We start from the raw sequence: 19,569 nt of genomic DNA, 5'->3' as shown, positions 1-19,569 counted from the left end.
TGCCGAATGATCAATCCGTCGGATCATACGTTCAGGTCATTCAAGGAGACTTACGAAGGTGCTGATTGCCGGAGTCGATGGCTGCAAGGGGGGCTGGATCTGCATCTCGAAAGATCTGCTCTCGGCCGAGATATCTACGGAAGTTTTCCCGTCCATGGCGGGTCTGCTGAAGCGCATGCCCAAAGCCGTAGTTCTTGCCGTCGATATACCCATTGGGTTACCGGATTCGGGTCCTCGCAAGTGTGACGCACTGGCCAGGAAACTACTCGGAAGTCCACGCGCCAGCAGCGTCTTTCCTGCGCCGATACGTCCCGCGATCGAGGCGCGCAGCCGCGAGGAGGCGGACGAGATAACGCGAAGCGTGGATGGGCGGGGAGTTGGCGCACAGGCCTGGGGGATCTATGCACGAATTCGTGAGGTGGACGAAATCGTGTCAACCGATGCGTTGGCACGCCGTCGTATCTATGAAGTCCATCCGGAGCTTTCATTCATGTATTGGCATGGAGGCATCGCGCTTGCGGAGTCGAAAAAAACCGAAGCCGGAATGGCGGTCCGTGTAAGGCTCATCGACGATCATTTCGGTAAAGATCTACGTCAGCAAGTGCGACAGCAGCATCCTCGGAGTCGGGTCCACGACGACGACGTGAACGATGCCTTCGCTGCACTTTGGACAGCGGAAAGAATCCTTTCAGATTCAGTGAAGATTTTTCCGGATCCTCCGCAATGGGACGCGCTGGGCATCGAGATGGCAATGTGGTTTTAGCGTCGAAAAGCCGCCGTCCTTTCGCTCGACCTGATAGAATCTCATCTATAGATAAAAATTCACAAGGAGGGCAAGATGAAAGGCTTTTTTGGATTTATGGCATCGACTGCTGGACGGATTACGAGGATTGTAGCCGGCCTGATCTTGATTTATCTGGGGTTGTGGCCGGTGGGCGGAACGTGGGGCTACGTGCTGGCCATCGTTGGTCTGGTGCCGCTGGCGGCGGGTTTGTTCGATTTCTGCGTCTTCGCGCCGCTTTTCGGTCTCCCGTTCGTCGGGACAAAACTGCGGGAATGGGCGCAAGGAGAATAGGGATCTAGATCTCAAGAACCTTTCTCAGGGTGCAAGTTGAAGCGTCGACGAAGTTGAATACCGCGGGGAGACACCGTTTGTCTCCCCGCGGCTACGATTCAGAGGCGAGATCGGCGGCGAACCTTAGCTCAAAGTTGGCAATCCCTATTTCTACGATGCATACCGACAGCAATCACGTAGGAGCAGCTTGAAGGACATTCCCAGAGTTTTCCCGGTCTTGATGTACCACCAATGCCCGGACGATTTCGAATCCCATCTCGACTACCTGAATCGATCGGGTTACCGCCTCGTCCATCTCGCCGACGTGGCGGATTATCTCGTCAACCCTGAGGAAAAGGAATTCCCGGAAAAACAAGCCGTGCTCACCTTCGACGACGGCTATCGAGATTTTTACGACCGGGCTGCCCGCTTGCTCGAGGCTAACGGTTTTAAGAGTAGAGCTTCCATTTGCATCTCGACGGATTACGTCTCGCAGGATGCGAAGAACCGAAAGATGTGGGGCGACGTGCCGGCCATGACCTGGGAAGAGCTGCGCCGGCTGAAGGGAGAGGGCTACGAGATCGTTTCCCATTCGGTCACGCATGCGAATCTGGAGGGGATCAAGGACGACGCAGAAAGACTGCGCTACGAAATCGGCGGCAGCAAGCGGGCCTTGATAAACCATCCCGAGCTTGGGATCGAAAATGTGCCGTTTTTCTGCTTCCCCTACGGCGCAGGCTGGAAGACGAAGGAAGCGCGTGATCAAAGAATCAACGACGTTTTACGTCAAGCGGGCTACATCGGTGCGCTGCGTGCGGAATATCATACGGGTGAACTCTGGGATCAGTACTGCATTCCGCGCTGCGGGGTGTCGACGCTGGATGATTTGAAGGCGTTGATGGGGAAAGAATTCAGCTGTCAGCCCTGAGGACGTTTCTATATAATTCTTCTACCCGACACCTTTTTCTTCTCACACCAAGAGGGAATGCTGAGCCATGAATCCAACGCTGGAAGTCATTCACACGCGTAAATCCATCCGTGCCTACGAAGAGCTGCCCATCGCCGATGCGGAACGAAATGCGATACTCCGGGCCGCCATGCGCGCCCCGACCGCCGGGAACATGATGCTCTATTCCATCATTCACGTTAAAAACCAGGCCTCCAGGGAGACCCTGGCTCGCACGTGTGACAATCAACCCTTCATCGCCGAGGCGCCGCTGGTTCTGCTTTTCCTGGCGGATTACCAGCGCTGGCACGATTACTTCCGGCTGTCGGGCGCGGAAGATATCGCCGCGGGCCCGCTGCAAAAGCCGGAAGAAGGCGACCTGATCCTGGCGTGCTGCGATGCGCTCATCGCCGCCCAGACGGCCGTCATCGCCGCCGAGTCGCTGGGGATAGGCTCTTGCTACATCGGGGACATCCTGGAAAACTACGAGACGCATCGGGAGCTGTTCAAGCTGCCTGAATACGTCTTTCCCATCTGCTTGCTGTGCTTCGGGTATCCGACCCGGCAGGAAGCGGAACGTCCGCAGACCACCCGCTACGATCAGGATTTCATCGTCTTCGAGGACGAATACCGGCGGCTGGGAGTCGACGAGTACGCGCAGATGTTCCACCAGGCGCAGGAGAAATTCGCCGCCGCCGCCGAGCGGCCGCCTGGAATCGACAATTACGGGCAGATGATGTACGCCCGCAAGTTCAGCGCAGGTTTCACTCAGGAACTGCGCCGGTCCGTGAAGGCCATGCTGCGGGCGTGGAAATAAGTGGATATTTCGTCTCGTGGTTCGATGGACGACGATTAGAAATCTGCATCGGCGATCGTGAATTTGTAAGGCAGAGAGCGCTGAATGTGTTCGTATATCAATGGGGGATCTCTCTGCGCACTGATATTTTTGGTGGAAACCGGATGGATTCGATCAAGGGCTTTCTCAGGCGATTTATTATTCTCGTTTTTTATCTTTCTCCCTTCTTGTATCTCACAAGCGGAACTTTAGCACACGATTATATCAACGAGAAACTATCGTGGTTGCCGGCATTGCATGTCTTCGTGATCATCGGATTGGCGTTGAACTTCGTCGTCTTTTTGCGTTTCGGTAAGCTGCTATATTATTCGTTCGTAAGACAGTATTCTAGAATGGGTTTCCGACCCATCGCGGCATCTCTCATTGTAGGTTGGACTATCGGAATCTTACCGTCTATCTTTGGGTTGGTTCTCTATTTTTTCGGGGGAAGCTTGGCCGAATTTATGACTCTTTCCGCCATATCCTTTTTGCTGAATTCGATGTGGCTTTTTATTCATCTAAGCCTGGCAAGAAGGCGGTCCAGAGTCTGGTTCGAATGAGTGCAGTCAACCTCGTGAATTATTATGTCGGCATATGGCAGTAATTGACAAGCAACTTACATCCGCACGAATCGCCTGGAGTACCTGGCTCATATTTGCGGCGATAATCGCAGCCTGGATCGCCGCCTGGATGGTCAAGGTCCAGCTCGATGACAGCATCCCCTGGATGGCGACGAGCGTGAGAAGCTTCGTCTATTGGACGACGGCGAAGCTGCTGTTGTGGGTCCTGCCGGCGTACTGGCTCGTCCGCCTCGGGGGGCGCGATCTGAAGCAGGTGTTCAACGTCGCCAACGTCAAGGGCTGGTTGTTCTGGGGCGGCGGCGTCGGTTTGTTGATCGCCCTGACCGGCTGGATTCCAAAGCTCCTGGCGGGAAAGCCGATCTTCCAATTTCAACCGAGTTACGCCTTGCTGAACGTCGTACTGATCGCGCCCTTCTTCGAGGAATTTCTGCTGCGCGGGGCGGTACTCGGGAACCTGCGGCAGCAACATTCATTTTGGTTAGCGAACCTCGCCACATCCTTGTGCTTCGTCGTTCTGCATCTTCCTGGCTGGTTCTTCACTGGGACCGTAATCGAAAGCCTGACCAGGCCGGTCGGCGGCGCGCTGTCGATCTTCATTGTCAGCCTGCTTTTTGGATACGCAGTGAAGCGACAATTCTCTACTGTCTGGCGTCCTGGCCCATCTGTTGAACAATCTCTCTTGATGTTTGAGGGCCTGGTGAGTTGATCAGGTCGTTACAAACAAAGAGGTGTGCGAAAAGATGCTGGCGGTGTATTCACGCCTCGAAAACAGTGCAATAGCGTTGAAAGCGTTTTCGCCAAATCTGGTAGTACAAGGGCGCGGAAGTCCTGGGTAGTCTATATCATTGAACCGGAGTGGCCGGCAACGAAGGACGTTATTCCTCCAGGACCTCCAGCACCGACAATATCTCGCGCAAGATCGTGATCACGATCCAGACGAAGATCGCACCAAGCAGGAAGATGAGAAAAACAACCGCAGCCATGTATTCTGCGGGCACGGAGAAGACCAGCAGCAGCGGGGATAGGACGTAGCCCACGAGAAAGATGAGGATGAAATTGGTCAGCAAACTCCAGCGCGAACGTATCTCTCCACCTATCAAGTCGCGGCGCAGGCGGAACGCTAACAGAACGTTGACCACCATCACGATGATTCCCAAAATGCTCAATGCGTAAGACACATAAACCATTTCGCCACTCTCCTTATCTTGTTTCCTGGACCAGGTCGCGCATGCGCTGCGCCATGTGCCCGGCTTGATCCTTATCGATAAACAGCCGCGTCAGCTTTTCCGCCTGGGCGATTGCATCCAGAAGATTTTCTCCCTCATCGTCCGCCGTTTCGAGGATGCTGATGACCTTGCTTGCATGTTCCCCCAATACCTCCTGCGCGACTTGGATCAACTCATCGAGGATTGAACGGCGCGGCCCGCCGGCGGGTTGTGTGTCATTTTCCAGCAGCAAGTTGAACCATTCTTCGAGGGCGATGTTGAGCAAGGAGTTGTTCACCTGCCTGTCGCACACGATGCATAATCCACCCTGTGGGACGCCTTTAATCACCAGACGCCCCTGGCCGAAGAACAGATCGATGTCCATTAACGGAGATGCGTGGATACCGGATAAATCGGTGAGGGATTGCGACAGCGCGAGCGCCAGAACGTTCCGCTTTTCTGACGTCAGCTTTATGAGGGTCGAATGGAAAAGAACTTTTCCCCGTGAATCGAAGAGAAATGCACCTTGAACCCCTTCCAAAGCTGCGAGTCGATCCAGATATGCCTGCGTGTGTTCTATCCTCATTCACTCTCCATGAGTCCTCGAATTCTGGTGAGGATATGGCTAGCTGCAATCAATTCTCTGCTGTAAAAGGTTTGTGAGGTATCGCTGATTCCGACCAGTGTTTGGGGTACGTCGAGCAGCAAACCGATGAATGAAGATTCCTGGGGAATGATGAGCAGCGGATTTCCGCCATCGCGGTAGGAGAGCAGGGCGTGTACGAAATCTTCATAACCCATCACCGCAGCGACGCGTCGAGCTGTAGCGCTGAGCCGGGCGGTGAGATCCGCCACGATGTCGGGGGAACCGTCGATGGAATGATCCTGTAATTCGCCGCCCAGCGAAACCCGGACGGTTCCTTTGACACCCGGCACCTCACGCAACCGCTGCAAGTCGACCATGGAAGACTCCTCGCCCAAATGCCGCTTCAGGCGATCGTCATCGAGCTCAAATGAGTATTGGGCCTACTCAATCCAAAGCGAGTCTGTTCACACAAATCGTCCCTCTGCAATACTGCCTTCAGTATAGGCGCGGCGAACGCCGCCCACAAGTACGTCCCCCGCGCTGCGATCTGTTAGAATAGCCGCAATTCGCAGAGAAGATTCCAAAGCGAGTATACGAAAACAAGGAGGGGCAACCATGGTTTGCCATCCACTCGTCACCCAATTGCGTTTCGCCCGGTCCGAATTCCTGCGCTGCATGGAACCAGTTTCTGCAGAAGATGCGCTCGTTCGCATCGACTCGATGAACTGTCTCAGTTGGACGATCGGCCATTTGGCCAACCAGGAGCACCGCTACTGGGTGGAGGCTGCCCAGGGAAAGACGCTATTCCCGGATTTGAACGACCGGGTTGGGTACGGCAAACCTGCCAGTAGACCACCGCTGGATGAGATTTGGGAGGTCTGGCGTGCGGTAACGGCGCAAGCGGATGTGTATCTCGACGACGTAACGCCGGAGGATCTGGAGGGTCATTTCCTGTACAAGGGAAAGGATTATCCTGAAAGTATCGGCACGATGCTGCAGCGCAACATCTATCATTACTGGATGCACACCGGCGAGGCACGTACGATCCGCGAGATCCTGGGGCATACCGACCTGCCGGAATACGTGGGCGACATGTCGCAGGCGGCTTACCGGCCCGAAGACGAGTGAGCGGCGCTCACATTACGTTTTCAACCTCTCCCATTCCCCACCGGTACACCGGCTAGAACTTCACCAGAAACGCGGTGAAGTACATGATCAGCAGTCCGCTGCTCAACCCGAACAGCGTCGTCCAGTTCAAGGCTGGATCGCCGAGTTTTTTGCTCCCGTTTACCACCAGTTTGCCGACTTCCCAGATCACCTGCAGTATGGCGCCTACGCCGACGGCCAGAAAGATGGTGGCCAGCACGGGGTTGAAGCCGAATCCGCCTACCCACGTACCCAGGATGGCCGGTCCGCCACCCAGCAGGATCAGACCCAGGAAATGAGCGAAGCGGGGAGGTTCGCGGACCAGCGGGGTCACGATGCCCACGCCTTCCGTGATGTTGTGCAGTGCGAATCCGACGATCAGAAACGTTCCCAAGGCGGCCTGGCCCAGGGCGAACGCGGCGCCGATCGCCAGTCCTTCGCCCAGGTTGTGCAAGCCGATGCCCAGCGAGAGCAGGTAGGAAGTGTCCAGAACGCGGCTCGAGCCGCGGCGGACTGCGCCGATTGCGACCAACACACCCAGCGAAATCAAGGAAACGAAAATGACCAGGGGCACGCCTTGCCAGAAGGCCGCAAGCTGATCGGCGAATTCGAGCGCGTCCAGCCAGGTTCCGACCGCCAGGAAAATCAACAAGCCGACGGTGAGGGAGTGAATGAAGTGCCTCCCGCGGGGATTGAGCCGGCGCAGGATCGGGAACCAGAGCATGCCCAGCGCGATCGGCACGATGCCGATGTAGAACCCCACCAGCGCGAAGTTCAACAACAGCTTGCCGCTGGGCTTTGGGGTCTCGACGGCGATGGGAATTTCGGCCTCGAAGGTCGTGCCGATCGAAGTGACGAGCTTGATGAGGTGAGCTTCCTGCTTCACCCACGGATAGGGAATCGTGATCGTGGCCCGGCTCAGGCGCGGCAGCGTGTTGGATGGATCGGCCTCGAAGTTCCAGTAGGCTTCGTCTACTGCGATCTGGGCGATGGTCAGAGTTACGGGACCATCATTGACCACGTGGAGGGCGATCGATCCCGGTTCGGGCAGGATGATGCGTTCGATGTTGAGCTGTTCCAGCGGAGGGGAACTCAAGTTTCCCAATCCACCGCCCGTGAATAGGAAATAGGCGATCACCGCACCCAGCACCAGCAGGGGAAACAATCCCAGCAGCACCGTCCGCCAATTGAATCCATACCGTGGTGCAGCGTTTTGCGATCCTGACTCGGTCATGTGGAATTTGCCTCTCATCCGTTTGCCGTGCTGCCGTGCAAAGCTCGTCGGTCCCAATCGGCATCCAGACCGGCTTCCACCAACGCCTGCTCGAAATCCTCGGCGTCGACCACGTTGAAGTTGCCCATCCAGCCCAGTTCGGCAAACTCACTCACGTGGGCGTGGAACATGTATTTCCCCGGCCAGCGGTAGCTGAATTCGAGGATGCCCCGTTGGGCCTGAGCCTGCATGATCGTGTCCACCGTATGCAGGGTCGGCGTGAGTGTGGTGCCGTGATCGTAATAATCGAAGAATTCGGCGTGCAGGTGGAAGGAGTTGATCGGGTCGAACTCGGTGATGTTGATCAGATACACCCGGATCAATTCGCCGACTTTGACCGGGATCGGCCGGCGGGCGTACTCGAAACCGACCGAATTGACGGCGTAGACCTCGTTGGCGGAGTCGAAATTGGTATCGAAGCCGTTCATGATCATCATCAATTCGCGCGCCGGCGGCCGGCCTTCGGCAGGATCGACGATAAAGGCGCCGTAGAGACCTTTGTGGATGTGCCGTTTGAGCGGAAGGGAGTGGCAGTGATAGAGGTGGCAGCCGAAGGGCTCGGCGTCGAATTCGTAAACGAAGGATTCTCCGACGCCGATCTCGCCCGGGCCCGCGCCGGGAACGCCGTCCATCTCGAAGGGGTGGACGCCGTGAAAGTGAATCGTGTGGGGATGCGTGCCCGAGTTGGTGAAATCGATGCGGATGCGGTCGCCTTCCCTGCAGCGGATGGTGGGTCCCGGAACGCGGCCGTTGTAAGTCCAGGCGGGGAAGAACACGCCCGGTGCGACCTCGATCTCTTTATCGTAGGCGACGAATTGATATTCCCGCAGTGTTTGGCCGTTCGGCATGGTGCTGACTTTACCGTAATCCCAATCGACGAGCATCCGCAGCGGGTCGAAGCCATTCCGTACATGATTCACGTTTCCCACCATGCCGAAGTGGGCATGCGGATCATCGCCCTCAGTCGTTTGCCTCGCTTGCGTCTCGTTTTCGCCCTGCAGCGTTTGCGCCAACCTGGTCATTCCGGCGCCGGAGAGCAGGCTGATCGTGCTGCCCAGCAGGAAATCCCTTCTCGATAGTCGTTTTCCCATAAAGCCCTCGTGGTTGGTGTCGTGCGTGAAGGAAGTATTTCCTTCCAAATTAACGTAATAAGACAAATTTTATCATAAATTAGGCACGCCAAACATTTTTCTCCTTCCCAGACCCCAGATACCTTTCTATTAGCACTTGCGCGGTCTTCCACAGGTCACAGGCGGTAAGCTGCGGCGGTCCCTCTCCCAGGTTGCCAGAAGGCACGGAAGGCGTACACTTAAACCCAGATAGGGACGTTATCGCGGCGAAAGAGGAGACGATATGAAACGAGGTACGATTTTAATTTCGACGATTTGTCTGTTCCTGGCACTCTCGGTTTCAGCAGGCTGTGCGCCAGGCCCTGGCGAGAATTCGGAGTACGATGCCGGTGATGTGGCCATCTGTGATTTGAACGACGATCTCATCGGATGGCGCGTGACCACGATCGGCCAGATCTCGTTCATCGACCTGAGTCCGCCGGACGGCGTGTACTTCGAGCTGGACGATGGCGGCTGCGAGGTCGGCGCTTTTGCCCACAACGAATTCTGGCTCGACTTCAGTGACGAGCAGCAGGCGCAGATGAAGCTGGACAATGATGTCGAAATCGAAGGCATCCTCACCAGGGAGAACAACCGGCTGATCGTCTCGGTGCAGGAGTTGGTCGGATTGCAGTAAACAGCCGGATCAGCCGCTTCAATGCAAACATGAAGGCAGCTCCAGCTCTTCGATAAGTGCTGATGGATTGCTTTTTTCGCGGGCAGGATCGCAGGGATCATGCACCGGTTTGGGCTTCACTGCCATGCCGGCGCATGATCCTTGCTTCTCGGCAAGCCACTCCGGCGGTGATGACGAGATGGCGATGGTGAGAACGCGATCCAAATGCCGCCATCATGGCTCCGCAGGTACGAGGTATTCATTATTGTCGTCATCCAGTTCACCAATCTCATTAAGTGGATCCACGCTGACTGAATACGTGTGAGACCACTGCACTGCGTCAAATCCTGGGAAGATATACTGGTGTTCATCGACACGATCCATGTTCACGTTCTGCTGGGTGTATACGTCGATGAAAGTGTCGTCGTCGAATGTGACCCGCAGACAAAGGATCCGATCGACCAGAATTCCTGATCCGGTCGACACCGACTCCCCGTTATTTTGCACCGTGATCAAGAGAGCCTCTCTGGCGGGATCGTACTGCACATCGCTGATGGTTAAATCCGGCAAGGGCGAACATATAAGGCCGCCAGGTGTTGCGCCAAGAAATTCATACAGCTCGAGGACTCTGTCATAGAGATCCAGGGTTACGCAAACATCCATGGGTGGATACGGACTCATACTCGGTGACTGTAGTATTATGGTATCGTCAACGCCGATTTGGACATCCTCCCACGTGACGTCATCGATAAACACTCTTCGATGCGTAATCAGACGCACATCCAGATCTCGATGCGTCCAATCCGCCAATCCGATATTGTGAACGTGAATCTGCAGCCGACCACTTGCCGGATTCAGCGAGAAGCCTTCGACATTCAGCTGCGGCAGCGCCAGGGCGTCGCCGCCCGGGCCGACGGAGCTGCCATCCGCCGGGTGGATCGTGTACGCCACACGGCAGCGGTCGCCTCCATCCTCCTGGGACACGATTTCACCTACGTAAAATCCGAGATTTCTCAGATCTTGCGGATTTAAATTATCGGAACCATGGCAAAGGACTGGATAGCCGTCTTCATCTTCATCGCTGATGCGGAACCCCAACCAGATTTCCTCTTCCTGATCCTCTTCGACGGCGATGAGAATCGAGCTGGATTGCGCAGACTCTGCCATGAGAAGCCCAGTGCTGTATTCAAGGTTAGGGACGAACCGCCAGAAGTCGAAAAAGCGGTCCTGATGGTTGGTATAAAAATTACCGTGAATCGGCCCTGCTCCATGATCCCAATTGACGGCAGGCCAGTTCACCGGATCTTCCGGTATGTTCCCTGTGGTCAAGGATTGGAAGTTGACTACGAATCGTTGGGTGCAATCCGCTGAACCGGGTTCGCCGCCGTTGATCGTCGCCCGATCTCCCTCGTAGTCTTCCTCCCAAACCTCACGGGGTACCGAGTAATCGCCCAACGGGTAGGGAGAGATATACGCCTCGACGGTGAACTGGTACGCCTCGCCGCAGGGAGGTATCAGAAATGCGTCCGGCAGCCATGAACGGCGTGTGTCCGCGCTTTCCTGCCAGATCAGGGTCTCGTTCAAGAAAACCATGAAACCATCGATCGCTTCTGCGTCCTCCTCCGGCCTGTAATCCCAGGCCAGGTAGCCTCCGTTGTAATTGATCCACAGGTTGGTGGGCCGGGCCATGTCAGGATCGGGGCCCTTGGATGTCAAATCCCCCGGGGTCACGCGATATTCGATCCAAAAGCTGCCTTCCCCCGATTCGCTGCGGGCCGTGCGGATTACGCCGTCCCACGCCTCGGGCGGGATCGAAAGCGACAGCGGCCCCAATTCGAGTGCATCGGTTCCGCCTCCCTGGATGCCCACACAGGTGATCGTGAAGGCAAGCGTTTGATCCCCAGGCCAGTAGATGGCCGGGGCCGAATCTCCGCTCATGTAGTCTCCCACGTTCCACGCAGTACCGTCTGCGGAGGTGAAGTATTCGCTCGTTGCCTGATCTCCATCCGCATCCGGATACCAGCGCGGCGAGCGATCTCCGAATCCGACGTAGCAGTGCAGCGATTCGTAAGCCGCGCCGGTTTCCAGGGTCAGCGTTTCGAGACGCAGCACCAGCGGCTCGTCCGAGCGGAATCCGGATGCGCCGGAGGGATCGAAGGGATCGTTGCTTCCAAACAGGGTAAGGTCCAACGGCCTGCCGGAAGAATCGGGCGGCGCCTCATCCGCCGCCGAGGAATCAGGAGCGACGCTCTCACCGCCGCCAACACCGGCGGTCCCTCCCGGCACGTTCACGAAATCCCCACTCTCGAGTTCGAGCGGATCGAGGCCGGGATTCATGTCGATCAATTCATCTGCGTCCACGCCATGGTCTGCGGCGATCTGCTCCAGGGTTTCGCCTTCTGCAAGCATGTGTTGGGCCATCTTGCCCTGACCTTCAACCGCCTCGACGTAGACCGTCGCCTGGCTTTCGACCCCCGCAGAGGATGTGGCACGTACAACCAGGACGTGCGGTCCCAGCGTTCTGGGTTCCCAGCCCGCGTTCAAGACCAGGAAGGAGTGGGTGTCATCTCCGGATATTCCCGTTGCATCGATGAAATCACCGTCGGCCCACAGCTCGAGGCGCTCGACTCCGGCAGGCGACACTGCCGAAGCGTGGACGTCCGCCAGATTGCCCAGGGCGATAACTTCATGATTCCCCGGGTTGTGAATGGTCACCAGCGGATATGCTTTTCGCTCCCGTGCACGCAAGAGATGGCCTGCGATCAAGACCAGCAGGAGCGCCAGCATCAAAATTCCCGCGATTCGAATCAAGCGCACAGTACGCTCACGCAAGTGTATGTTCGTCTTCATCCTTCGACCTCCTTATGTGAGGGGGACCACGAACGTGAACCATCCGGACCAAGGACCGGTGTTGCCCGCGCCGTCGACGGCCCGCACGCGCCAGCGGTAGGTGTAGCCATATTCGACGTTCAACAGCAGCTGCGTTTCGCCCAGTCCCGTCCACGGATTCCCGGGCGCGGCGGTCCAGTTGTAATCGCCGCTGTGGCGTTGGACTTGAACTTGATACTGGGCAATCCCGCTTTCATCCGAGACTGCGTTCCAGCGCAGGATCGTATCCGCGACAGGGTCGAGATCCGATCCATCGAGTGGTTTCAGCAGCGCCGGGGCCGGAGGTGGGCTCTCATCGATTTCCACCGTCGGCGGGGCACAGATGCCGCTCACCGGTATCGACACTTTGAATTCCTCTGCGATGCCGTCGAGGCCGGTGACGGTCAGGCTGTAGCTGGTACTCTCGCATAAGCACACTTCATAACTGCCCTGTTTCGATACCTCGCTGCTCCCCAGCACGACCTTTTCTGCGTTTTCGACCTGCCAGCGCAGCAGGGTGCAGGAATCGGCTTCGATCTGCGGCGGATCGGCCCAGAACTGCACGACCGTTTCGGGCAGAGCGGGTTCCGGTGTGGGCGTGGCTGGATCCGGCGCCTCGATCGATTCTTCCGTCACGAGCGCGACGGCGGGCAGCCGCCCGACGTGGACGATAACGGAAGCAGGTGTGCTGCTTTCGCCTCCGTTCCCGGAGGCCGCAGCGAGGATGAAGTAATCCCCTTCCTCCGGCGGGGTCCAGGTTTGTGAGAACCTCACAAAATCTCCACTGGAGGGAAGATCTTCCACCGTCCAGGTTAATTCTTGGTTGACCCAGATCTCCACGCGGGATACGCCGGTGGGATCGGACGCATGCCCTTCGATCCGGATCTCCTGTCCCAGCGGAAACGTCAAATCGTTCACAGGAACGTCGATCCAGGCAAACGTCCCACCTTGGGCTGCGGTCTGCCCGCATCCCGCGGTTATCCACGCAAGAGCGCAAAGGAAGAAGCTGACCTTCCATGGCGTAAAACGTCGTTTCATCGTGACCCTCCTGATGAAAGCACGGACCGCCGTATCATTCGGCGGCGGCTGATGCGCCTGACTCAATCCGAGTCGTGTCCGGCTGTCGGCCAGGCGGTGAAGGAACGGAAGAAGTCGAAGAACGCCTCCTGTGTTTCGAGAATCAGGATCTCTCCGCTTTGGAAGTGCTCGATCTCGATCCGGATACCGTTATCCACCGCGCGCGATGCGCCGGTTCCTGGCCTGGTAAGCCGCACGAAAAAGGAGTCGTACGTTTCTTGATCCGCCATCCGTTTCACCATCCGTGTGTGACCGTCCGCTGCAAGCGAGCCGGAAAGCTTACACACAGTTTACGGATGTGTGTTTACAAACTGTTGACAGGGATGGGAGGTCGAGATTAGTGCGAGGTGATAACGATGTCCTTGAAGAACCAAACGCCCATGAGCGGTGGTGAGAAGCGCGTTACCCATGGCTTAACCAGCAGGTTGTGCCTGGCATAATTAATGGGCACGATGGGCGTCTCTTCGATGAGTATGTCTTCCGCCTGCCGGCAAAGGCGGACGTGGGTGTCCGTGTCCACGCTTCGCGAGGCTTTGGTGATGAGCGAGGTATACTCCGGATTCATCCAGCCGGTCCAGGTTTTAAAAGGGCAATCGCGCAGGAAGGTGATCGGATCGGGGAAATCGGCCAGCCAGCCGATGAGGAACATGTCGGCATCGAGTGAATCGAGTCTTCGAAGCAGTTCGCCAAATTCCAGTGTCTCGCCGTGGATGTCGATTCCCAGGTCCTCCTTCAGCCGCTTGCAGAGGTATTCAACTCGCGTTTCGCTTCCGTTAAAGGACAGGAATCGCACGCTGGGGAAATTATTCCCTTCAGGGTAACCTGCTTCACGCAGCAGCTCGCGCGCCCGTTCGAGATCGAATGCATACCCCACTGCCTGCGTTGCTCCCGGCAGTCCCGGTGGCACGAGTCCCGCGCCGGCCGGAAAGATGAATCCCTGCATGACCATGGACGCCAGTTCGTGCCGGTCGATGGCGTGTGCAAAGGCCCTGCGCACGCGGAGATCGTCGAACGGAGATTGGCACAGGTTGAAACCCAGATACGTCGTGAGAAAGGCGGGTGCGGAGATGTAATCCTGTGCGTTGCGGCTGCGGGCACGGACCAGATCTGCTGTTTCCGCACGCGTCACCGATAGGATGTCGAGTCTATCTTCTTCATAGGCGGTGAGGCTGGCGTTCCAATCCATGTCGGTTGTGAGTAAAACCTGTTCAATATTCCCGCCAAATTGGCCCTGGTAAGTTGGGTTTCGAATCAGGCGGATGTCGCTGCCCCTGTTCCAGGACTCCAGCAGAAAGGGACCGCAGGAGAGCGGCCGCGTCGTGAAATCGTGCTCGCCCCGGCTGTCGAGGACGTGGCGAGGGACCGGATAGGTGGCGTGATGACTCAGCAGGTATGGGAAGTAGCTGCACGGCGCTTCAAGCTCCACCACAAGCGTGTGCTCATCCAGCACATGGATGCCGACATCTTTCGTGTCGGACAGCGTGCTTTCTGCAAATGCGCGAGCTCCTTTGATGTCGAATAACCGGCTGGCGTTGGGGGAGGCGTGCTTCGGATCGAGAACGCGCTTCCAGGCGCAGGCGAAATCATCTGCCGTGACGGGCGTCCCGTCACTCCAGTCGACGTCCATTCGAAGCTTGAAGGTGTAGCGGCAGCCGCTTCGATCGATCTCGAATCGCTCCGCAATAGAAGGCACCAATCCCAGATCCGGATTGAGTTCCAACAGACCTCGATAAAGCTGATCGATGATGGCTGCGGAAGTCGTATCCCGGGAGAAGGCAGGGTCGAGTGTCGTGGGCTCACGCCATTCCATGCGCAGTGTCTTCCCGGTATGCAGTGGTGAGGTCGCTGCCAGGGAGGAAATCGGCCGCTGCCACATTTCGAAGCCCGCGGCGTAGGATTTTTGGGCGCGTTGATACTCGCCGGCGATTTGCTGCACCAGACCCAACTTCATCCACGTTCTGGCGGTCCTGGCATGCTCTTCTTTTTCCCGCAGCAGCGCCAGCGCCCGTTGGTACAGGCCAATCGCTTCTTGGTGAGCATACATTGCGCGTGTTCGATCCGCAGCCCGGATCAGATAGTCCAAAGCTTTATTCGAAAGGGACGGACCGGCGCGTTCGAAATGCCAGGCGAGAAGGACGAAATCGTCGGAATGTTCGATCTCGAGCTCCAGCCCGGCGCGCTTGTGAAGCAGCCGGCGGCGCCAGGTGCTCATGCTCTGGTATACGACGGGGCGCAGGATGCCGTGTGAAAAATAATAAACGCCGTTCTGCTCGTAGAGGATTTGTTTCTGCTGCAGTTCATCGAGACCATCGATGGTCTCCAATTCGCTCCGTCCGGCAATCCGGCGAATCAAATCGAAATTCAGATCCTTGCTAAGCACGACGCAGGCTTCCAGCACCTGGCGCGCGTGTGAGCTGAGAGACCTGACGCGGTTGTCTAATGCCTGCAGGATCGTCTCTGGCAGCTGCACTGCCGTCCAATCGAGCGCAGGATCGCTGTAGCTTTCGATCGATTGCGATCGCAGCAGCTCCAGTAGAAAGAATGGGTTACCGCCGCTAATTTCGTACAGGCGTTGGGCGATTTCGGCGTTGAACTTAACGTTGCCGCTCGCTAATTGAAGGAACGCATAAGTGGTCTGGGGATCGAAACCCTGTAAGTGTAGTTCGTGGAAGGGGCCTGCTCGAGAGAGGTTGTACCGTAGCTCCTCCAGTGATTGGTGATCTTCGGAACGAAAAGTCCCCAACACCAACATCGGCGTTTCGGCAAGCCGCCGGGCGAGGTAGACCAAAAAAGCGCGGGTGGCGCTGTCTGCCCACTGCAGATCCTCCAAATGCAGCACGGTTGGATGCGTGCTGCCGCTCAAGCTGTTGAAGGCGCTGAAAAAACCTTGAAACCATGTCCCGGGGGCGGTCTCCAGCAGCTTGTCCTGCATATCATGCCTGCCGGATAATCTAAGTTGGGGAAAGAACGGTGAGAGAGTCACGATCCAATCGGGGGGTTCGGAATCCGGAGGTTTCATCCGTTGTATCGGCGGTTGGAGAGCGTCCAGGATCGGTTGATAGGGCGGTTGTTGGCCACCCGGATAACATTCACCCGAGAAAACGGAAACCTCCTCGTGCTGTTCGCGGAGAAAAGTGCGCGTGAGAAACGACTTCCCGATTCCCGCCTCTCCGCTGACGAGAAGAAACGATCCTTTTCCGGACCGAACCCGATCGAGTCTGCGGCGCAATATCTCCAATTCCTCATCGCGTCCGATGAGAGGCAGCCGATCTCCCGGGATGGTCGTCGCTTCATCTTCGCCACCTGCTTGAACGATCTCTCGATCTGTTGGTGGGGCTGAATCCAGGGCCATGCGTGTCTCGGGCAAGGGACGCACGCCCAATTCGCGTTCGAGGATTTTCGAGCACAGCTCGAATTGCTGCTGCGCTTGATTTCGATCTCCCATGGCGATATACAGCTCGATCAGGATCCTGTGCACGTGTTCTGAAAGTTCATCGACGGCCAGATAGGTTTGTGCGCTGCGGGCAGCCGCATCGTATTCGCGCCTCTCTTGAAAGGCCAGGATGATGGTCATCAGCGTGCGCAGATATTCCTGCTCGAGGCGGCGACGCTGCAAAGTGAGCCAGGATTCATACTCGCTGCTCTCCGGCAATGAAAAACCTTCCAGGAATTGACCCCGGTAGAGACTGACCGCTTTCAAGAGGGGGTCGATTTCATCTCCACCGCCGAGTTCGAGCAAGCGCTCGAACTCGTGCAGATCGAGATTGACGATTTCATTCTCGAGGATCACACTGTCGGTGCTCGTTTCGACGATCTGAATGGGGTGGAACGTTCGGCGGAGATGAGAAAGCAGGATACTCAAGTTTCGGCGAGCCTCGTCCTCCGCTCGATCCGGCCAGAATAGAAAGCACAACTGCTCTCTGGCCACGCTGCCCCGTCCGCAAGCCAGGTAATACAACAGCGCCCGCACCTGGCGACGGGAAATGGTTTTAATTTTTCCGTCGACTTCAACGCACGGCACCCCAAGCGTGGTCACTACGATGTGCTGCTTATCCGCGTCCATGGCGATCTGTAATTTGAACCTTCGTCCGTCGATGCGCTGAAAATCATCCTCAATATTATTACCCAACACGGCCTGAATGACATGGTGTATCCGTCCCAATACAATACATCTTCGTTTTACGTTTGCACAGTCTGCGCCAAGAAGGAAGCCGACTGTGCTTCACGGATTTGTATGAAATGCCAGAGGATGATGATCTCGATGTGTAGTACACTCATTTCATCTGCGGCAGCTATTCGAATTAAACCGAATGAAAACCAGTGTCCACTGAAGTGAAACGGTGTTTCCATATGTAGGCTAAAAGCGTTGTGTGGTGTCGATTGACTACGGTGGAGAGAGATGAAATTCTACGTCGTGCGGCATGCAGACAAGGCCAGAGGCGACTTCCACAATCCGCAGCTGCGGCATAACGACCAACCCATCAGTGCGCTCGGCAGGCGGCAAGCAGCGAAGTTGAAGCGCTATTTCGGCAAACGCCGTGTCGATGCCATTTACGTGAGCGAGTACCTCCGCACCGGACAGACGATACGCTCCCTGGCGAAAAAACGCGGGATCGTTCCGCTCGTCGATCCCCGCCTCAACGAAATCGACATCGGCATCGTTGAGTATCTGTCGGATGAGGAAATCCCGTTGCAGTATCCCGAGGTGTGGCGTGCCCTCGTCGATCAAGATCGGGATTTCCGCTGGCCGGAAGGCGAAACGGGGTCCGAAGCGCTGGCACGCATCGCCGCCTTCGTCGACGAGAAGAAGATGACCGACGTGGGGAATATCCTCGTCGTAACCCACGATGGACTCATCCGCCTGCTGGTTTGTCATGTCCTGGACCTCGCTGTGTATCAGCGTTTCAATTTGAAGGTCGACACGGCGAGCGTCACCGAAATTGACTGGGATGAAACCGATCGCCGTTGGAAATTGATCCGTTTCAATCAAGAGATCTACCCGGTAGGGAAAAACCCGCTCTTTTAGCGGCTGGAAGGGAAGCGTTCGTATGCGCAATGGATGCATTTCATACCAGGGGATGCAACCTGGTGAAGAAGCTGCGGTCTGTGAATTGGTGCATGCGGTGTTCGACCGGCTCGTTGCGCCGCAGTTCTCGCAGCAAGGCATCGACGAATTTCGCAAGTACGTTCGACCCGAAGCGCTGGCCGAGCGCGCTCGGGAGGGGCACAAGGTGATCCTGGCCCGTGAAGGTGACGCGCTCCTGGGCATGATCGAGATTCGCGAGGCGAAACACATTTCGCTGCTTTTCGTGGATGAGGCGCATCAGGGTCGGGGCATCGGTCGCGAATTGATCTCTCGGGCCTTCCAGCATTGTCATGCGGCAAATGCCGGAATCACGTCCGTCACGGTACATGCGTCGCCGAACTCGGTGGAATTCTATCGCAGAGTAGGATTTCTACCGGAAGGATCGGAGCGAGTCGAGAACGGCATTCGCTACAGGCCCATGCACTCGTATCGTCTAAAACCGGGGCGATGACCAGAGACACACTCGGTGTATGATATACACGTATATATTCGTTGAACAGGCTCAGGAGGAGGAAGACCGATGAAACGAGAAATGGATCGACAAGCAATCGTTTGGGGTGGATTGTTGGTGCTCGTCGGCGGGATGTTGTTGATTCAAACGTTCACCGATATCGGCGCGTGGATTTGGGTGGCGGTCCTGGCGGTCGCCGGCCTGGGGGTTTACGCCGCCTACGCAGTGGATCGAAAACAAAAATGGATGCTCATCGTCTCCTACGTTTTCCTGGCGATTGCCTTGTTGATTGCACTGCTCACGCTCGAAGTGCTGACGGATTCGTTCGTGGCGACCTTCGTGCTGGGTTCGATCGCCATCCCCTTTCTGTACGTCTATCTGCGTAATCGGACAGAATGGTGGTGGCTCGTCCCATCGTATGCGCTCGTTGCCATCGGTGTCATGGTTCCGTTGATCGAGACCGGTATCCTCGAGGACGAAATCGTCCCCGCCTACGTCTTTCTCGCAATCGGGCTGCCTTTCTTCGTCGTTTATCTGCGCAATCCCAAAAACTGGTGGGCACTCATTCCCGGCGGGATCATGGCGCTCATGGCCATGGCGTTTCTGCTTGCGTCCGATACGGCCCAGTTCATCGTGCCGGTGGTGCTGATCATCGTTGGTGCGGTGGTACTTGGCCGCCAATTCATCGGTGCGAAGGCTGCACCGGGCGAAGGCGATTCTGAAGGATAGTCCGCCG

The 19,569-nt window shown here is 56.7% G+C and carries 20 protein-coding genes; 10 read left to right on the top strand and 10 right to left on the bottom strand.

Going from position 1 to position 19,569, the window contains the following annotated elements; genetic code table 11:
- Window positions 1-58: 58 nt before the first annotated feature.
- The 5 genes from P8Z34_01995 to P8Z34_01975 all read left to right on the top strand — a co-directional run bounded on the left by P8Z34_01995 (window position 59) and on the right by P8Z34_01975 (window position 4,122).
- Window positions 59-763 carry a DUF429 domain-containing protein gene (locus tag P8Z34_01995; GenBank protein ID MEJ2549437.1) on the top strand — a complete coding sequence of 235 codons (705 nt, stop codon included), beginning with the start codon at window positions 59-61 and terminating at the stop codon, window positions 761-763.
- A 75-nt stretch (window positions 764-838) separates the two neighbouring features.
- Complete coding sequence (locus P8Z34_01990) at window positions 839-1,075, top strand: DUF2892 domain-containing protein (GenBank protein ID MEJ2549436.1); 237 nt, start codon at window positions 839-841, stop codon at window positions 1,073-1,075.
- Window positions 1,076-1,262: 187 nt separating this feature from the next.
- Window positions 1,263-1,982 carry a polysaccharide deacetylase family protein gene (locus P8Z34_01985; protein ID MEJ2549435.1) on the top strand — a complete coding sequence of 240 codons (720 nt, stop codon included), beginning with the start codon at window positions 1,263-1,265 and terminating at the stop codon, window positions 1,980-1,982.
- A gap of 67 nt (window positions 1,983-2,049) precedes the next feature.
- Window positions 2,050-2,817: a nitroreductase family protein gene (locus P8Z34_01980; protein ID MEJ2549434.1), complete on the top strand. Its 768-nt coding sequence runs from the start codon at window positions 2,050-2,052 to the stop codon at window positions 2,815-2,817.
- 612 nt (window positions 2,818-3,429) lie between these two features.
- Window positions 3,430-4,122: a CPBP family intramembrane metalloprotease gene (locus P8Z34_01975; GenBank protein ID MEJ2549433.1), complete on the top strand. Its 693-nt coding sequence runs from the start codon at window positions 3,430-3,432 to the stop codon at window positions 4,120-4,122.
- Between the two features lie 169 nt (window positions 4,123-4,291).
- On the opposite strand, the gene P8Z34_01970 is transcribed toward P8Z34_01975, so the two are convergent.
- From P8Z34_01970 to P8Z34_01960, 3 genes are read right to left on the bottom strand one after another with little or no spacing between them, the layout of a single operon-like run.
- Window positions 4,292-4,603, bottom strand: coding sequence for a hypothetical protein (locus P8Z34_01970; GenBank protein MEJ2549432.1), 312 nt, complete (start codon window positions 4,601-4,603; stop codon window positions 4,292-4,294).
- A 13-nt stretch (window positions 4,604-4,616) separates the two neighbouring features.
- Entirely contained in the window at window positions 4,617-5,207 is a 591-nt protein-coding gene (locus P8Z34_01965; protein MEJ2549431.1) for a hypothetical protein, read from the bottom strand.
- Entirely contained in the window at window positions 5,204-5,584 is a 381-nt protein-coding gene (locus tag P8Z34_01960; protein MEJ2549430.1) for a roadblock/LC7 domain-containing protein, read from the bottom strand. Before P8Z34_01960 ends, P8Z34_01965 begins: the two co-directional genes overlap by 4 nt.
- Before the next feature lie 238 nt (window positions 5,585-5,822).
- On the opposite strand from P8Z34_01960, the gene P8Z34_01955 reads away from it, so the two are divergent.
- A complete protein-coding gene (locus P8Z34_01955) occupies window positions 5,823-6,335 on the top strand; it encodes a DinB family protein (GenBank protein ID MEJ2549429.1) in 513 nt (170 codons plus the stop codon).
- A gap of 52 nt (window positions 6,336-6,387) precedes the next feature.
- Here the strand turns inward: P8Z34_01955 and P8Z34_01950 are convergent, their stop codons facing one another.
- The gene (locus tag P8Z34_01950) at window positions 6,388-7,587 is read right to left on the bottom strand and encodes a hypothetical protein (GenBank protein ID MEJ2549428.1); all 1,200 of its coding nucleotides are present in this window, start codon (window positions 7,585-7,587) and stop codon (window positions 6,388-6,390) included.
- A gap of 14 nt (window positions 7,588-7,601) precedes the next feature.
- On the bottom strand, window positions 7,602-8,717 hold the full coding sequence (locus P8Z34_01945; GenBank protein MEJ2549427.1) for a multicopper oxidase domain-containing protein: 1,116 nt from the start codon (window positions 8,715-8,717) through the stop codon (window positions 7,602-7,604).
- Between the two features lie 262 nt (window positions 8,718-8,979).
- On the opposite strand from P8Z34_01945, the gene P8Z34_01940 reads away from it, so the two are divergent.
- On the top strand, window positions 8,980-9,372 hold the full coding sequence (locus P8Z34_01940; GenBank protein ID MEJ2549426.1) for a hypothetical protein: 393 nt from the start codon (window positions 8,980-8,982) through the stop codon (window positions 9,370-9,372).
- Window positions 9,373-9,390: 18 nt separating this feature from the next.
- Here P8Z34_01940 and P8Z34_01935 read toward each other — a convergent pair whose 3' ends face one another.
- The 5 genes from P8Z34_01935 to P8Z34_01915 all read right to left on the bottom strand — a co-directional run bounded on the left by P8Z34_01935 (window position 9,391) and on the right by P8Z34_01915 (window position 17,425).
- Window positions 9,391-9,576, bottom strand: coding sequence for a hypothetical protein (locus tag P8Z34_01935; GenBank protein ID MEJ2549425.1), 186 nt, complete (start codon window positions 9,574-9,576; stop codon window positions 9,391-9,393).
- A 9-nt stretch (window positions 9,577-9,585) separates the two neighbouring features.
- Window positions 9,586-12,201: a LysM domain-containing protein gene (locus P8Z34_01930; protein MEJ2549424.1), complete on the bottom strand. Its 2,616-nt coding sequence runs from the start codon at window positions 12,199-12,201 to the stop codon at window positions 9,586-9,588.
- Window positions 12,202-12,213: 12 nt separating this feature from the next.
- The gene (locus tag P8Z34_01925; GenBank protein ID MEJ2549423.1) at window positions 12,214-13,257 is read right to left on the bottom strand and encodes an Ig-like domain-containing protein; all 1,044 of its coding nucleotides are present in this window, start codon (window positions 13,255-13,257) and stop codon (window positions 12,214-12,216) included.
- Between the two features lie 62 nt (window positions 13,258-13,319).
- On the bottom strand, window positions 13,320-13,526 hold the full coding sequence (locus P8Z34_01920) for a hypothetical protein (protein ID MEJ2549422.1): 207 nt from the start codon (window positions 13,524-13,526) through the stop codon (window positions 13,320-13,322).
- 107 nt (window positions 13,527-13,633) lie between these two features.
- Window positions 13,634-17,425 carry a DUF2791 family P-loop domain-containing protein gene (locus P8Z34_01915; GenBank protein MEJ2549421.1) on the bottom strand — a complete coding sequence of 1,264 codons (3,792 nt, stop codon included), beginning with the start codon at window positions 17,423-17,425 and terminating at the stop codon, window positions 13,634-13,636.
- Between the two features lie 270 nt (window positions 17,426-17,695).
- Here P8Z34_01915 and P8Z34_01910 point away from each other — a divergent pair, with 270 nt between their 5' ends.
- The 3 genes from P8Z34_01910 (at window position 17,696) to P8Z34_01900 (ending at window position 19,562) form a co-directional block, all read left to right on the top strand.
- Complete coding sequence (locus tag P8Z34_01910) at window positions 17,696-18,322, top strand: histidine phosphatase family protein (GenBank protein MEJ2549420.1); 627 nt, start codon at window positions 17,696-17,698, stop codon at window positions 18,320-18,322.
- 22 nt (window positions 18,323-18,344) lie between these two features.
- Window positions 18,345-18,833: a GNAT family N-acetyltransferase gene (locus P8Z34_01905; protein MEJ2549419.1), complete on the top strand. Its 489-nt coding sequence runs from the start codon at window positions 18,345-18,347 to the stop codon at window positions 18,831-18,833.
- Between the two features lie 69 nt (window positions 18,834-18,902).
- A complete protein-coding gene (locus P8Z34_01900) occupies window positions 18,903-19,562 on the top strand; it encodes a hypothetical protein (GenBank protein MEJ2549418.1) in 660 nt (219 codons plus the stop codon).
- The last annotated feature ends 7 nt before the right edge of the window (window positions 19,563-19,569 follow it).

This window comes from Anaerolineales bacterium (assembly GCA_037382465.1).
GTDB lineage: Bacteria > Chloroflexota > Anaerolineae > Anaerolineales > E44-bin32 > WVZH01.
This window is presented reverse-complemented; position numbering and strand designations above follow the sequence as displayed.